Annotated in this window: 14 protein-coding genes; 10 read left to right on the forward strand and 4 right to left on the reverse strand. The window is 58.2% G+C overall.

Features of this window, described 5'->3' with window-relative positions; genetic code table 11:
- The first annotated feature begins 173 nt into the window (after positions 1-173).
- The 9 genes from phnG to EOI86_RS20290 all read left to right on the forward strand — a co-directional run bounded on the left by phnG (position 174) and on the right by EOI86_RS20290 (position 7,193).
- Entirely contained in the window at positions 174-701 is a 528-nt protein-coding gene (gene phnG / locus EOI86_RS20250; protein WP_127767476.1) for a phosphonate C-P lyase system protein PhnG, read from the forward strand.
- Positions 702-704: 3 nt separating this feature from the next.
- On the forward strand, positions 705-1,346 hold the full coding sequence (gene phnH, locus EOI86_RS20255; RefSeq protein ID WP_127767477.1) for a phosphonate C-P lyase system protein PhnH: 642 nt from the start codon (positions 705-707) through the stop codon (positions 1,344-1,346).
- Between the two features lie 3 nt (positions 1,347-1,349).
- Complete coding sequence (locus EOI86_RS20260; RefSeq protein WP_127767478.1) at positions 1,350-2,477, forward strand: carbon-phosphorus lyase complex subunit; 1,128 nt, start codon at positions 1,350-1,352, stop codon at positions 2,475-2,477.
- Entirely contained in the window at positions 2,474-3,379 is a 906-nt protein-coding gene (locus EOI86_RS20265) for an alpha-D-ribose 1-methylphosphonate 5-phosphate C-P-lyase PhnJ (RefSeq protein WP_127767479.1), read from the forward strand. Before EOI86_RS20260 ends, EOI86_RS20265 begins: the two co-directional genes overlap by 4 nt.
- On the forward strand, positions 3,376-4,146 hold the full coding sequence (gene phnK / locus EOI86_RS20270) for a phosphonate C-P lyase system protein PhnK (RefSeq protein WP_127767480.1): 771 nt from the start codon (positions 3,376-3,378) through the stop codon (positions 4,144-4,146). Before EOI86_RS20265 ends, phnK begins: the two co-directional genes overlap by 4 nt.
- Positions 4,147-4,177: 31 nt before the next feature.
- Positions 4,178-4,903 (forward strand): phosphonate C-P lyase system protein PhnL, encoded by a 726-nt coding sequence (gene phnL, locus EOI86_RS20275; protein WP_240035748.1) that lies wholly within the window; start codon positions 4,178-4,180, stop codon positions 4,901-4,903.
- A gap of 58 nt (positions 4,904-4,961) precedes the next feature.
- On the forward strand, positions 4,962-6,104 hold the full coding sequence (locus tag EOI86_RS20280) for an alpha-D-ribose 1-methylphosphonate 5-triphosphate diphosphatase (RefSeq protein ID WP_127767481.1): 1,143 nt from the start codon (positions 4,962-4,964) through the stop codon (positions 6,102-6,104).
- Complete coding sequence (gene phnN / locus EOI86_RS20285; protein ID WP_127767482.1) at positions 6,101-6,691, forward strand: phosphonate metabolism protein/1,5-bisphosphokinase (PRPP-forming) PhnN; 591 nt, start codon at positions 6,101-6,103, stop codon at positions 6,689-6,691. Before EOI86_RS20280 ends, phnN begins: the two co-directional genes overlap by 4 nt.
- Positions 6,692-6,764: 73 nt before the next feature.
- Positions 6,765-7,193 carry a DUF2379 family protein gene (locus EOI86_RS20290; protein ID WP_127767483.1) on the forward strand — a complete coding sequence of 143 codons (429 nt, stop codon included), beginning with the start codon at positions 6,765-6,767 and terminating at the stop codon, positions 7,191-7,193.
- Here the strand turns inward: EOI86_RS20290 and EOI86_RS20295 are convergent.
- The 4 genes from EOI86_RS20295 to EOI86_RS20310 form a co-directional block, all read right to left on the reverse strand.
- A complete protein-coding gene (locus tag EOI86_RS20295; RefSeq protein WP_127767484.1) occupies positions 7,190-7,882 on the reverse strand; it encodes a DUF1045 domain-containing protein in 693 nt (230 codons plus the stop codon). The genes EOI86_RS20290 and EOI86_RS20295 overlap by 4 nt on opposite strands.
- A 9-nt stretch (positions 7,883-7,891) precedes the next feature.
- Positions 7,892-8,890 carry a N(2)-acetyl-L-2,4-diaminobutanoate deacetylase DoeB gene (gene doeB / locus EOI86_RS20300; protein WP_127767485.1) on the reverse strand — a complete coding sequence of 333 codons (999 nt, stop codon included), beginning with the start codon at positions 8,888-8,890 and terminating at the stop codon, positions 7,892-7,894.
- 4 nt (positions 8,891-8,894) lie between these two features.
- Positions 8,895-10,076 carry an ectoine hydrolase DoeA gene (gene doeA / locus EOI86_RS20305; RefSeq protein ID WP_127767486.1) on the reverse strand — a complete coding sequence of 394 codons (1,182 nt, stop codon included), beginning with the start codon at positions 10,074-10,076 and terminating at the stop codon, positions 8,895-8,897.
- Positions 10,077-10,200: 124 nt separating this feature from the next.
- Positions 10,201-12,696, reverse strand: coding sequence for a mechanosensitive ion channel family protein (locus EOI86_RS20310; protein WP_127767487.1), 2,496 nt, complete (start codon positions 12,694-12,696; stop codon positions 10,201-10,203).
- Between the two features lie 316 nt (positions 12,697-13,012).
- On the opposite strand from EOI86_RS20310, the gene EOI86_RS20315 reads away from it, so the two are divergent.
- Positions 13,013-15,208, forward strand: coding sequence for a putative bifunctional diguanylate cyclase/phosphodiesterase (locus EOI86_RS20315; RefSeq protein ID WP_127767488.1), 2,196 nt, complete (start codon positions 13,013-13,015; stop codon positions 15,206-15,208).
- Positions 15,209-15,269: the final 61 nt, after the last annotated feature.

The following is a 15,269-nucleotide window of genomic DNA, read 5'->3' on the forward strand; positions in this document are numbered from 1 at the left end:
TTTGCCTGTGCTGGTTTGCCAATGCCGCAAGCTGGAAAATCGAAAAGCGTCACGAAACTTTCATCCTGTTCCGCTTTCTTTGTTTCACGTTCCGATCTACGTTAAGCACATGATAGATATAGACGTCTATACAATTTCTGAAATTGTTTAGCCCCGACGTGAGGATGTCACGAATGACTGTTGAAACGCAGCCAGCGGCCCCAGCCAAAACGGATGGTGGACCCGACGCTAGCAACCCGGCTAGCGCAGCCCAGCGGGAGCGCCAAGCTTGGATGTCGATACTCGCCAAAGCCGAGTCGAAAGACCTAGCCGACAGGATCGGGCGCCTTCAGAACCTGCCAGCTTATTCGGTGATCCGGCCCGCTGAGTGCGGATCGGTCATGGTCCGCGGGCGGGCGGGCGGCATGGGGGCTGCTTTCAACTTGGGCGAAATGTCCGTTACCCGTTGCGTCATACAACTGACTGGAACCGCGGAAGCAGCTGTCATCGGCCATGCCTATGTGGCTGGCCGAGACAAGCAGCATGCGGAAAGCGCCGCCCTGATGGATGCATTGCTTCAGACCGAACAGTGGCATGCGGCGGTAAAGGAAATGGTCATCACCCCCTTGGCCAACGTGGCGGCTGATGCTCGACGGGAACGCAGCGGAAAGGTTGCTGCCACAAAGGTCAATTTTTTCACCATGGTCCGCGGGGAGAACTAGACAATGGAAAGCGCTTTGCAATCCCGCGCGATACAGGAGGCATCTGCCCTGTGCCGACCGTTCGAAGACCCGGTCGGCGATGCCTCACGAATGTTCCGCGCTTTTCTGACCGCGATGTCGCATCCGGGGCGTGTCGTTGCCGCCTTCGGCCCCGGCGACTATCCGGAACCGCTTGGAACAACCGGCTTCGGCGCGGCGCTCACACTGTTGGATGCAGACACGCCAGTCTATCTATCCCCACAGATCGGGACCGCGCGAACATTGGCGAACCTGCGCTTTCACTGCGGTTGCCCAATTGTCGACGAGCCGGCGGCAGCAAGTTTCGCCTTCATGACGATGGCGGAAGCAGAAACTGTCTTACCGAAATTATCTGTTGGAACGCCCGACTATCCCGACCGTTCCGCGACAGCGTTGATTTTGGGAGGCGGATTTACGAATAACGATACTGTGCGCCTGACTGGCCCCGGCATTTATAAATACAAAACCCTGGGCATGAATGCGCCGCAAGGGTTCTGGACTCACCTTCAATGCAATGCCGACCGCTATCCCTTGGGGTTCGACACCGTCTTCATCGCCGAAGGGGAGATTGTCGGCCTGCCGCGCAGCACCAGGATCGACCCAACCATCACCGCGGAAGAGTGCTAGACCATGTATGTCGCCGTAAAAGGGGGCGAAAAAGCCATAGACAATGCCCACCGCCTTTTGGCGGAGGACCGGCGTGGCAACCCCGACGTCCCGGAACTCACGATTGACCAGATCCGGGAACAATTGAAACTGTCCATCGACCGCGTGATGACGGAAGGGTCGCTTTATGACCGCGACCTTGCCGCCCTAGCGATCAAACAGGCGCGCGGCGATTTGATCGAAGCGATATTCCTGATCCGCGCCTATCGGACGACCTTACCGCGTTTCGGGTACTCGCAGCCGGTCGAGACATCGGACATGGTTCTGGATCGGCGCATTTCAGCAACGTTTAAAGATTTACCGGGCGGTCAGGTGCTTGGCCCGACATTCGACTACACTCACCGCCTTTTGGATTTCATGCTGGCCGCGGAAGGGAAGGAAATCGACGCCCCTGAAACGGTCGAAACGGATACTGACGAGACGCCGCGCGTTCTTGAAATTCTTGCCCGCAACGGATTGATGGAACCGCCGGACGGTATCGAGACCGACGGCAGGTCGGAAGCCGAAAAAGCGGATGTTGGCGACCTGACCCGCGACCCCCTTTCTTTCCCTACCAACCGGGACCTGCGCCTTCAGAACCTTGCCCGCGGTGACGAGGGTTTCCTGCTGGCTATGGGCTATTCGACCCAACGAGGGTATGGCCGAAACCATCCCTTCGCGGGTGAAATCAGGTTCGGCACAGTAAGCGTCGAGTTCGTTCCCGAGGAACTCGGTTTCCCGATCGAGATCGGGGAGATCGAAATGACCGAATGCGACATGGTCAACGCCTTTGCGGGATCCGCCGAAGCGGCCCCGCAGTTCACCCGCGGCTATGGCCTGACTTTCGGACATTGCGAGCGCAAGGCGATGTCCATGGCCTTGGTAGACCGGGCGCTGCGGTCGAAAGAACTTGGCGAGCCCGCCGACGCGCCTGCACAGGACGAGGAATTCGTCCTCTCGCATAGCGACAACATCCAGGCGACCGGATTCGTCGAGCATTTGAAACTGCCCCACTACGTCGACTTCCAGTCGGAACTGGCGATGGTCCGCCGAATGCGTGCGGAATTCTTCGGTGAAGACGACGACGCAAGCACAGCGGAGGCCGCGGAATGAGAGACGAGACGATAACGGGGGAAACGGTGCCCGTGCCCGAAAGTGGTTACAATTTCGCCTATCTGGATGAGGGGGCGAAGCGGATGATCCGCCGCGCCATTTTGAAGGCCGTAGCCGTACCGGGATATCAGGTTCCCTTTGCCAGCCGGGAAATGCCCATGCCCTATGGCTGGGGCACGGGCGGCATTCAGGTGACAGCGTCGATCCTGAAACCGGAAGACACCCTGAAAGTGATCGACCAGGGGTCGGACGACACGACGAATGCGGTTTCCATCCGCCGATTCTTCGCAAAAACGGCAGGCGTAGCGACGACGGAAAAGACCGAAGAAGCCAACATCATCCAGACCCGACACCGCATTCCGGAAAAACCCCTGAGCGAAGACCAGATCATTGTCTTGCAGGTCCCGATACCGGAGCCATTGCGTTGGTTGGAACCGCGTGAAGTGGAAACCCGCCGGATGCATGCGCTTTCCGACTACGGCGTCATGCATGTGAAGCTCTATGAAGACATCTCCCGCCATGGTCGGATCACCACAAACTACGATTATCCGGTGATGGTGAACGGACGGCATATCATGGCCCCGTCGCCGACGCCAAAATTCGACAACCCGAAAATGGGCAACATGCCCGCCTTACAGTTGTTCGGCGCCGGGCGCGAAAAACGGATCTATGCGATCCCGCCCCACACGGAAGTGAAAAGTCTGGATTTCGAGGATCATCCATTCTCCATCCAGGCCTGGGACGAACCCTGTGCGCTCTGCGGTGCAGAAGAGGTCTTCATGGACGAAGTCATTCTGGATGACCAAGGCGGCAGCATGTTCGTCTGTTCCGATAGCGATTTCTGTCAACGCCGCCGGGATGCCGGGCATAAAGGTCCTGCGGTCGAAGGGGATGACACATGAGCGAGCTTCTTCGTGTCGAGAATCTGACCAAAAGTTATGGCCGGCAACGGGGGTGCACCGATGTCTCCTTCGAATTGTGGCCCGGTGAAGTTCTGGCGATCGTCGGTGAAAGCGGATCCGGCAAGACGACTTTGCTGAATTGCTGTGCGGGCCGGTTGGCGCCGACCGGCGGCAGCGTGGTGTACGAAACACGCCATAAAGGTCTGATCGATATCCATGGGATGAGCGAGCCGGAACGGCGCTTTTTGATGCGCACGGATTGGGCTTTCGTACATCAGAATCCGCGCGATGGTTTGCGGATGAATGTTTCGGCGGGCGCCAATGTCGGTGAGCGTCTGATGGCCGTCGGTGCCCGGAACTACGGCAACATTCGCAACGCGGCGCTCGATTGGCTGTCGCGCACTGAAGTGGACCCAGATCGGATCGACGACCTTCCGACTACGTTTTCCGGCGGCATGCAGCAGCGCCTGCAGATTGCACGGAATTTGGTCAGCGGTCCGAGGCTGGTCTTTATGGACGAACCGACGGGGGGATTGGATGTCTCCGTACAGGCGCGCCTTCTGGACATGTTGCGCGACTTGGTCGACCGGCTGGGTCTGTCGGCAGTCGTCGTCACGCATGACTTGGCGGTTGCCCGAATGCTCTCCACACGGTTGATGGTGATGCAGCAGGGCCGCGTCGTGGAAACCGGCCTGACCGACCGTGTCTTGGACGATCCACAGCACGCCTATACACAGCTTCTCGTCTCATCGGTGCTGCAGCCATGACGTATGAGACACTCAGGAAGGGAGCTCCGCAATGAACGAGCCAAGATTAGACGCAGATGGGGAAATGCTGTGCCTGAACGGCGTCACCAAGACCTTCAACTTGCATAATCAGGGCGAACGGACCATTCCCGTCGTTACCGGCGTGAACCTCAAACTCAATGCCGGCGAATGCATGGCGCTGATGGGGTCCTCCGGTTCCGGCAAGAGCACTCTGATCCGCATGATCTATGGCAATTACGGATGCGCCGCGGGTGAGATCCTGATCCGCGAGGAAGATGGAAGCTGGACAGACCTGGCGCAAGCCGATCCGCGCGAAGTGATCCGGCTGCGCCGTCATCGCCTTGGCTATGTCAGCCAGTTTCTGCGCGTCATTCCCCGCGTTGCCACCATTGACGTCGTGTCCGAACCTATGCGGCTTGCCGGCGCGTCGGATAGCGAAAGCCGCAACCGCGCTGCCGAACTGTTGACGCGCCTGAACCTTCCCGAGGCCTTATGGGATCTGTCGCCGACCACATTTTCCGGCGGGGAACAGCAACGGGTGAACATCGCGCGTGGCTTCGTCCATCCCTATCCTGCCCTGCTGTTGGACGAACCGACTGCGTCGCTTGACAAGGTAAACCGCCAGGTTGTCCTGGACCTGATCCTGGAGGCACGAGACCGCGGTGCGGCCATCTTGGGTATTTTCCACGACCACGAAGCACGGGAAGCCGTCTGCAACCGCTTCCTGGACGTAGAGGAATTCAAGGCCGCCGCCTAGTGCCCGACTGAAGCCGACGACAAAACGCTTTTTTTACATCATTTTGGAAAACAACATCATGCAAGAGCATGTCTTTACCAACTGCCGCCTCGTTCTTGCCGAGGAAGTCTTGGAAGGGTCCCTCGTTGTCCGCGACGGAAAGATTGCGCAAATCGACAGCGGACCATCAGCCGTGGCCGCAGCAACCGACCTTGAGGGCGACTTGCTGATCCCCGGTCTTGTCGAACTTCACACCGACAACCTGGAACGCCACCTTTTGCCGCGCCCGAAAGCGCATTGGCCGGCCATTGCCGCCGTTATTGCCCATGACTCGCAAATTGCTTCTTCCGGCATCACTACGGTCTATGACGCAATGTCGATTGGCGACATCCAATCGGGCAGCATGCGAAAGAAACGGCTTGAAGACATGACGGCGGCGCTTCGCGAAGCAAAAGAACACGGTGTCCTGAAGGTAGATCATATCCTTCACTTTCGGTGCGAGGTCAGCGACCCGGCCATGCAGGATATGCTGGAACCGCTGCTGCAATCACCGGACCTTGGCCTGCTGTCGGTGATGGATCACACCCCGGGCCAGCGGCAATTCGTGTCGGAACAGACCTATCGGAATTATTATCAGGCCAAATTCAACCTGACCGATAGCGAGATGGAGGCCTTCATCACTGCCCGGCGGGAAGATCAGAAGATCCATTCCAAACCGAACCGGGACTTTGTCGTCGAACAGGCGCGGCAGCGGAACGTCCATTTGGCCAGCCACGACGATGCCACATTGGACCATGTCGGGGAAGCCGTGGCCGACGGCATAACGATCGCTGAATTCCCCACTACCGTCGTTGCGGCCAAGGCTTCTCATGAGGCAGGGCTTGCAGTGATGATGGGTGGGCCGAATTTGGTGCGCGGCGGATCGCATTCGGGGAACGTTTCCGCCCGTGACTTGGCGGAACAAGGCGTCTTGGACGTGATTTCCAGCGACTACGCGCCAGCCAGCCTGTTGCACGCGGCAATGCTTCTGGCGGACACCGTCGATGGTTATGACCTGCCCCGTGCCGTGGCGACGGTGACGAAAACCCCCGCCGAAGCATCGGGCCTGACCGATCGCGGAGAGATCGCGCAAGGCAAGAAGGCGGATCTCTTGCGGGTATGGGGTTCGGCCCTGCACCCGATCATCACCGGCGTCTGGCGCGGCGGCGAACGCGTGGCATGAGCAAAGCGTTGAAAGACGAAAGAGGCCAAGCGCCCATCGGCCACCTTGCCGCCGGACGGTTGGTTCTGGTCGTCGGTCCAAGCGGCGTGGGTGTGGATACATTGATCGACGCCGCGCGCCTGGAATTCGGCAACGACCCTAGCTTCCATTTTGTTCGCCGTACGATCACGCGGCCAGCCGGTTCCGTCGGGGAGGAACATGACCCCATCGATATCGAGACCTTCAGAAAACGCCGCGACGAGGCGGATTTCGCGCTCGCCTGGGAAGCACACGGGCTGGGCTATGGCATCCCGCTGTCGATCGAGGATCAGCTTCGCCAAGGTCGAACGGTTGTCGTCAACGCGTCGCGCACGGTCATCGAAGAAGCGCGCGGACGGTATCCCAACCTCACTGTCGCCTCGGTCACGGCGTCACCCGTCACCCTCGCGCAACGGCTCGCGGGACGGAACCGCGAAACCGCCGAGGAAATAGAACGGCGATTGGGCCGGGCCGGCCTTGGTTTCCCCGATGGCGACGATGTCGTCACCATCAATAACGACGACGCGCTGGAGACCAGTGTGAAGACCTTCCTGGGCCTATTGCGCTGACAAGGCCCGCTTGGCTTGCGTCAACGGGTGAGCGTCCCAATATGAGGTCACACGCAGCAGCAAAGGGACCTCAATGTTTCACCGTATGCCGACCGCTATTCTGACCGCCGCCGCCTTCTCCGTCCTGTTGGGGACCGCGGCCTATTCCGCCGACGAGAGCTTGAGCGACAAAGCCGCCGATTGGTGGCAAAGCGTCAAGGAATACTCAGCGGAAAAAGCGGATGAGATTTCTGAAGCCACGAGCGCCTTGATGGACGACATGGCGGCGGAGGTCGCCGAACTGAAGGAGTCTTCAGCCGAAACGGCCGACGAGACTTCGGAGGCCGCGAATGAGGAATTGGAAGAGCTGCTGAAGAACGCGGAAGAGGCTTCCGAGAAACTGAGCAATGCCAGCGGCGAAGCCTGGGAAGACGCCAAGGAAGAATTCGACGATGCCTATAAGGCATTGGAAGAGGCGGTCGAAAACCGCAAGGAAGCCGTCACCCGCGAGGGACGGTCCTAGGCCCCCCCGACCGATATCCGCTGGACGATCCTGCAGGACTGCCCGTCGCCCGGATCACCGAAAATACAAAGATCGGATAGGCTTACCGTTTCCCTGAGGATCGGATCGAGCACCCCGGCCAAGTGATCCTCCACACGCGCAAGGTCGGATTCTTCCAAGGACCCGGTCAGCGTCAGATGGAACCGGAACTCTTCCAGCACATAGGGGTAACCCCATTTCAGAAGATAGTCGTCCTGCCGGGGCGACAATCCTCGTTTCCGGCGGCGTGCCGTCTCATCCGGCGGCGCGGGCGCCCGGAAATGGTCGAGTTCTGTGACGCAGCGCGCGGCCAGGCCCTGCAGCTCGACCGACTTCTCCTGCGGCACAAGTGCCAGAAAACCCCCCAGGCGCTTCATCCTGAACCGGCCCATATCCACCGGGCTCAACCGGTGGGCCAATTGGACGGCCGCGGCCTGAAGATCTTCAAAAGACGTTCCCTCCGCCAAACGGAATGGCGGCTTCAATGTGCCGTGGAAACCGTAGCGGCGTGGCGCTTGGGTGAACCGGTCCAGTTCCTCCGCGGCGATCCCCGGCACAGGATTACGGGTGACCGATTGCCCAACCTCCGCATCCCAGCCAAGCCAGTTTGCGCCGAATTCGGCAAGCGCACTGCCAGCCTGCGGCGCGAAATAGATGGCGTAACGTTCCATGATGTTCGTTCAGTCGACCGTGACCCCGATGACGCCCAGCGTATCGCCAAACTGAACAATGCCCGGAAAATGCCGACCCATGAACAACCCATCGACGCCGGCGACATGGTCGACCGGCACCGTGCCGGTGCGCTCTACATCGTGCACGCGCGCGATAACCTCACCCGCTTTCACCTCATCTCCCAGATCTTTCATCCACTCCACGAGGCCAGGTGCCTGCGCGGGTGTGTAGCAACGCCCGTCCGGCATATCCAACCGCTGACTTTGTGGCCCTTCCACAGCGCCCGGCAACACGCCTGCATGACGCAGCAAATTCGTCACACCCCGCTTGGCGATACGCGCGGTTTCGGCCGACGAGGTTCCCCCGCCGCTTAACTCCGTCGTCACGAAAATCTTGCCCAGGGATTCCGCCGCCGTGTCGTAGGTGCTGACTGCGTCCAGTTCCAACAGCATCACGGCATAGGGCGCGCAAAAGGCCATCATCGCCTCGACACAGGCTTTTTCCTGGGCCTGATTGGGCAGAATATGGGCTGCCGCGAAGGGCAGGAAATCGAGGGTGCGTCCGCCGGAATGAAGATCGACGACGATATCCGCCAATGGCAGCAGCGCCGACATGAAGTAATGCGCGATTTTGGCCGTCGGACCACCATCCGAATTTCCTGGGAAGGATCGGTTCATGTTGCCGCCATCGATTGGCGAGGTCCGGCGGCCCGCCCGGAAGGCCGGATAGTTCATGGCCGGAACGATGATGACGCGGCCCGAAACCTGTTTCGGATCAATCGTCCTGGCCAAGTCCCAAAGCGCCACGGGGCCTTCATACTCGTCGCCATGATTGGCACCGGTCATGAGCACCGTCGGCCCTGAACCGTTCTTCACCACACAGACGGGAATCATGATCGATCCCCAAGCGGACTCGTCATGGGAGTGCGGCAGCACGAGATGGCCGTGCTGGATGCCTTCCTTGTCGAAATCGACCGTTGCGCTGATTGGTGTGATTGACGCCGTCATTCTGCTAATCCTTGACGATCAATTCCCGGGGAACATTCGCAAGACATTCCACACCGGTCTCAGTAATAATAATGCTTTCTGTGATTTCCATTCCCCAATCCTGCAGCCACAAGCCGGTCATGAAATGGAAGGTCATGCCGGGCAGCAATTCCGTCTTGTCGCCGGGTCGCAGACTCATCGTCCGCTCGCCCCAATCCGGCGGATAGCTGACACCGATGGGATAGCCCGTGCGGTTGTTCTTTTCGATCCCATGCTTTTTCAACACGTCGAAGAAAGCGTTGGCAATGTCTTCACAGGTATTGCCCGGCTTCGCAGCTTCCAAACCGGCATCCATGCCTTCCAAAACGGCCTTTTCGGCGTCCAGGAAATGCTGCGGCGGCTTCCCCAGAAACACCGTGCGGGAAAGCGGGCATTGATAGCGTTTGCGACAGCCGGCGATCTCGAAAAACGTTCCTTCACCCGACAACATGGGTTTGTCGTCCCAGGTCAGGTGCGGGGCGGCGGCGTCGGACCCCGACGGCAGCAGCGGCACGATCGCGGGGTAGTCGCCACCGGCATCCGGGGTCCCCAGAACCCCCGTCCGGAAGATTTCCGCGACCAGCTCGTTTTTCCGCATACCGGGTTCGACCAGTTCGATGATCCGCGCATGCATGTTTTCGACGATCCGGGCCGCCGTCCGCATATAGGACAATTCGGTTTCGGACTTCACCGCGCGCTGCCAATTCACCAAGCCCGTCGCATCGACGAACTGGGCGTTCGGCATGTATTTTTGCAGCGAGGCGTAGGCAGCGGCGGAAAAGTAGTAGTTGTCCATTTCCACACCGACCGTCGAGGTCCGATAGCCTTTATCACTCAAGATCGACGACAAAAGGTCCATCGGGTGCCGTTCGGTGGACTGAACGTAGATGTCGGGATAACCGAGGATGTTTTCATCATCCATATAGACAGTACGGACCGCGCCATTCGCATCCTGTTCGCGACCGTACCAAATCGGCTCGCCGGATAGCGGCACCAGAACGCATTGATGGACGTAGAAGGACCAGCCGTCATACCCGGTCAGCCAGTTCATGTTCGACGGATCGGTCACCAGCATCAGATCGATGCCGCGCGCCGACATGGCCTTGCGGGTTTTGTCTAACCGCTGGGCAAATTCGTCACGAGTGAAATTCAAGGCAACATCAGGCATTGGAGACTCCCCACCGTATTGCCGATCCTAACCACATCCGGTGGCCCGTTGCGAGCCGTTCATCACCCATTTTTTGCGATTTGTAATGTAGCGACACAAATTGTCGCCAGAGCGCGACGGGCGCCTAATCCTGGTCTGGAAGGTCCTGCCCGCCTTCCGGCAATTCCGTTTGCTTGGCGTCGGATGTCTCCTCCGGTTTCGTGGCCGGCGGCGCCATATGGACAACCCGCTGAGGGAAGGGAATCTCGATCTCTGCCTCCTTAAACCGCTTGTCGATTTCATGACGCATATCGCTTGCGATAAGAACCTGCCACAAGACGTCGCCGGTATAAGCGCGCAGTTCGAAATCGAGCGAACTGTCCCCGAAGTTCTGGAAGACCACGAAGGGGGCCGGATAGCTCAAAACACGCTCATGTTGCTTGGCAACTTCCAGGAGGATTTCCTCGACCTTGCGCGTGTCGGTGCCATAGGCGACCCCGATCGGCAGATCGATACGCCCGTAGCGGTCTTTATGCGTCCAATTCGTGACAGAATTGGAAATCAAATCCGCGTTTGGAATGATGACCGAGGCGCGGCGGAAAGTTTCGATTTCCGTGGAACGCACGTTGATCTGCTTTACCATCCCTTCGGTCGACCCTACGACCACCCAGTCACCGACCTTGATCGGCCGTTCGATCAACAAGATCAGGCCGGAGACGAAGTTGTTCACCACGTTCTGCAAGCCGAAACCGATACCGACCGACAATGCACCGGCGACGATCGCGATACCGGACAGATCAACGCCCATAACCAGGACGGCAATCGCGGCGGCCGCGACGAACCCAACATATCCGATACCTTTGGATATTGAATGCTGCAGGCCTGGATCGATCCGTGTTTGCGACAAGACCCGCGTCGACAAGGCGCTTCTGAACGCTCGGACAACGGCCAAAATGATGAAAAAGACGAGGATCCCGAGCAGTATATCGGCTGGCGACAGGCGCACGCCGCCCACTTCGAAGCCTTGGAAAGCAACGGAAATCCACAGCCACAATGTTTCGGACGGTAGCCCCCATGCCGGTAAAACAGCGGCTGCGAGGCCGGGCAACAACAGGATATCCAACAGGATTCGCAGCGATATCTTGATCTTGCTGCGCAGCCCATAATCCCACCCGACCGTTTCTCGCATCAGATGGCTGCCTAGGAAAAGACCGATGAGTTCCCTCAACAAGCCGCGCAAAATATACATCACGCCGACCAGGAAGCCCGTAGAAACCAAATTGCCGATCAAATAGTTCGACAAACCGCCATAACCGGCGAAAGGCGCAAAAATCGCAACCACAGTCAGCAGCACGAGGACGATGCGTAATCCTTTCCAAAATCCGTTGCGCCCGACTGCCGCGGGTGTGGGCTTGGCCTCCGTGTCCGTGTCGGCGTTCGCTTCCTCTTTGGGTTCTTCAAACTGCCAACGGTTGGGCCGCAAGAAAAACAGGATCAACAGGCCCAGCGGAACGGCAACCAGCACATTGAAGACGGAAACCACGGCCGGCGTTACCAGGTCAGGTGAAACGGCAAAGGCCGCACCGATGCAGAAGTCCGACGCGGCGAACACCGCTGCCAGGACACGGATTTGCCGGACGAGCGCGGCAGACGATGCAGCGGTCAGTCGCGTCAATCGCCAATTTGGATTATCCGGGGACAAAGCAGCGCGCGGGATTTGCACCCCGAGTAGGTAACCGATCAGAGCCTTGCAGAGATTTGCGATCACCTCGGCAAAGGGGCCGGTGATGAGCGCGTCGGACGAAACCGCCCGAAAATAGATAACGCCCAGAATCGCCGCCGGTACGATTCCCCGGCTTACCCCTTCCGCAACGGCCGCCAAAAGCCGCCGCGAATAACTCGGATCCTCGATCTCAGGCCTTACACCGAAGCGCGTTAACAGAACGCGTCGAACCGTCCAAGCGATCAGGATCGTCAGAAACAAAACCCCGATGAATGTCAGAACCGTCTGAATGTTCTTCCGGTTTTCCGGAAGCGCGCTCCACCATGCCGGCCCGGTTGCCAATACTGCATGGGCCGCGGCGAAAATATTCTCGAACCCCTCGGACAGCACTTCCGTATCGAAAGGAAGGGGATATGTCTTGAAAATTTTCTGGACGAAACGTTCGCGGTCCAAGGTCGTCAGTTCAAGCTGTACGGTATCCACCCGGGCAAGCGTCACGTCGGCCAAGGATTGGCGGGCACGGTGAACGGAAATCTGTTCGTTCAACCGTTTGCGTTCATCCGCGATTTCCTCCGACTCCGGCGGCTCGCCCTCTTCCGGTTTCGGACCCAAGGCGTCCAGACGAGGCTCAAGCCCCTTCAACGCTTCAGCGGCGTTTTGCGACACATCCAGCGCTCTTTCCCGAATCTTCGAAACCTCGTCGCGGAATTCCGAGGTTTTTTCCGGGCTGTGCGGGCCGCGTTCGATATAGTGCTCAACCGCATTTAAAGTGCGGTTCCAGTTGGCCGCCGCCAAACCGGATGTACTTCCATCCAACGTATTTTGCGCGGTTGCTTCGACCGGCAGCAGAGATACCGCACCAATCGGCAGCAAGACCGCAAAGACGCGCAGGATGAGTAGCAGGCCAGCCCAGTTCATAGCGTTGAACCCTAAAAAATTTTACTCAGCAGAAAACGTTTCTCAGACCGCAATAATGCTGGTCCGCAGAGAGAACACTACACAAGACCGCCCCGGCCTGAAACGGCGATTTCGAGATCGAATACGAAAAACAACCTGTCCGATATTTGAAGGCATGCACAGAACACCCATACAATACTTCAAACAACGAATGATTATTTATACGTTTGTTTATGTTCTATTAATTATTGTGCATTATTATTTCGTGCTGGCTAGGCAACCACCTTGCCGCCAATGAGATATAGCGAAGGCCGACTTGGATAAGGAAGCCAGAAACGTGCCGAGTGAAACCGCCCTGCGGGATGGTCCCGATTTGAATTTGTCGGGAGAAGAAGGGGAAAAACGTTGGGGCGGCGAGGATCGCCGCACACGCCCCCGTCTGCGCACGCTCGTGCTCATCAGCCTTCTCGGCACATATTTTTGCAGCCTGCTCCTGATCTATATTGAGTTTACAGTTATTCAGGCTGGGGAATACGCGACCATTCTTTTGCCAATGGGCCTCGTTGCTGTCGGGTTGGGCGCGGTCTTCTGCCTGGGGTACATCTATATAAGCCGCCGTTTCATCAGCCCGCTTGAAGAAATGGTCGTACGCCTGCGATCCGCACCACCGGACGTGATCGCGCCTAATCTGGGGCTCGACGAAGATTGCGCGGGTGAAATTGGTGCCGTCGGTCAATTCATCAATGCCCGCTCGCGCGCGGTCCGCCAGGCGCAAACCGCCCTGGAAAATGAGATCGCGGAACGTCGGCGAGCGGAAGTTCAACTCAGGACGTCCCGGGAACAACTTCGGGCCATCTCGGACACTGCGCCCGACGCTATCGCCTGCATGGATTCCGATGGGACGGTCATTACTTGGAACCCCGCCGCCGAGGATGTCTTCGGGTGTCGTCAGGATGAGATTTACGGGAAACCATTGGCGGATTTGTTCAAAGACGACGCTTTGTCGACAGAGCTATATCGAGCCAACCAATTCCTGAACGGCAAGCTAAGTCGATACCATGGTGAATTGCAGACCGTAACAGCAAAGCGCCATGAAGGCGGCGATTTCACCGCTTCGGTTTCCCTTACAGGATGGGCATCGCCGGACGGACGGTTCGTCATCGCTTTCATCCGCGATGTTTCGGAAAAGCGGATAACGGAAGAGCGGATCCGTTTCCTTGCCCATCATGACCCCCTGACGGAATTGCCGAACCGAACACTTTTCAACGACCGACTCTCACAAGCGATGGCCATGGCCCGCCGTGACGGTGGCAGAGTCGCTCTGATGCTGCTTGATCTGGACAACTTCAAGGACATCAACGATACGCTTGGCCATGGCGTCGGCGACCGTTTGTTGCAGACCGTTGCCGACCGACTGAATGTTCACAAGCGGGATACGGATACGGTCGCCCGGCTGGGCGGTGATGAATTCGCCATCGTCCTGCCGCAGTTCCGGTCTGCTAGCGACACCCTCTCTTACGCAAAACGCATCATTGAGATCGTGGGAGAGCCGATGACGATCCAGGGTCAGGAAGTCCAGGTCGGCACCAGCATCGGTGTCGCGCTTTACCCTGACGATGGCCACGACATCGAACACATGGTTTCCCATGCGGACATGGCGATGTATCAGGCCAAGGCCGATGGCCGGAATACCTTCCGCCTGTTTGCCGAACAGATGAACGCGGAAGTCAAAGACCGCAAAGAGATGCTGGCCGACATGCGAGAGGCTCTGGACAATAACGGGTTCCAACTCGCCTTCCAGCCGCAGGTTCAATTGGCTGACCAGAGCATTGTCGGGTCCGAGGCATTGCTGCGGTGGCACCATAACGATCGGGGCCAGGTTTCTCCCAGCCGTTTTATTCCGGTTGCCGAACAGGGCGGATTGATCGTCGATTTAGGCGAATGGGTCGTCGGCGCGGCTTGCGACCAGATCGGCCTTTTCGACAAAATGGGCCTCCCGCCAATCCGGATCGCGGTCAACATTTCCTCCGTCCAATTCCGCCGCGGAAATTTAGTCGAATGCACGAAAAGCATCTTAGACCGAACCGGTGTCAGCCCCGACCGTCTTGAATTCGAAATCACGGAAAGCGTCGTGATGACCGATGTCGACAAAGCAATCAAAACGATGCAGGAGTTGGACACAATCGGCGTTCGGCTTTCGATGGACGACTTCGGGACCGGCTATTCGTCGCTTAGCTATCTGCGACAATTCCCGATCCAGAAGATCAAGATCGACAAGAGCTTCGTTCAGAATATCGAGATCGAAGAAAACAGTATGGAAATCGTCAACGCGATCATCGGGCTAAGCCGGTCGATGAACATCACCGTGGTGGCCGAAGGTGTCGAAACCGAAGGCCAGTTGGCGAAACTGAAGGAAGCCGGTTGCGAAGTGGTTCAAGGTTTCTATTTCGGCCGGCCGATGGCTGCGCAGGATTTCGAAAGCTGGATGGGCGACTGGCACAAAGAGCCGGCATTGGTGGCCACAAGAGCCTGACGGGTTGGCACCTGGCGGATTAGTCTGATGCGCAAAAGCGAGCGGGCGTGCCTTGATGGAC

It is taken from the genome of Hwanghaeella grinnelliae, from assembly GCF_004005845.1.
Lineage (GTDB): Bacteria > Pseudomonadota > Alphaproteobacteria > UBA8366 > Aestuariispiraceae > Hwanghaeella > Hwanghaeella grinnelliae.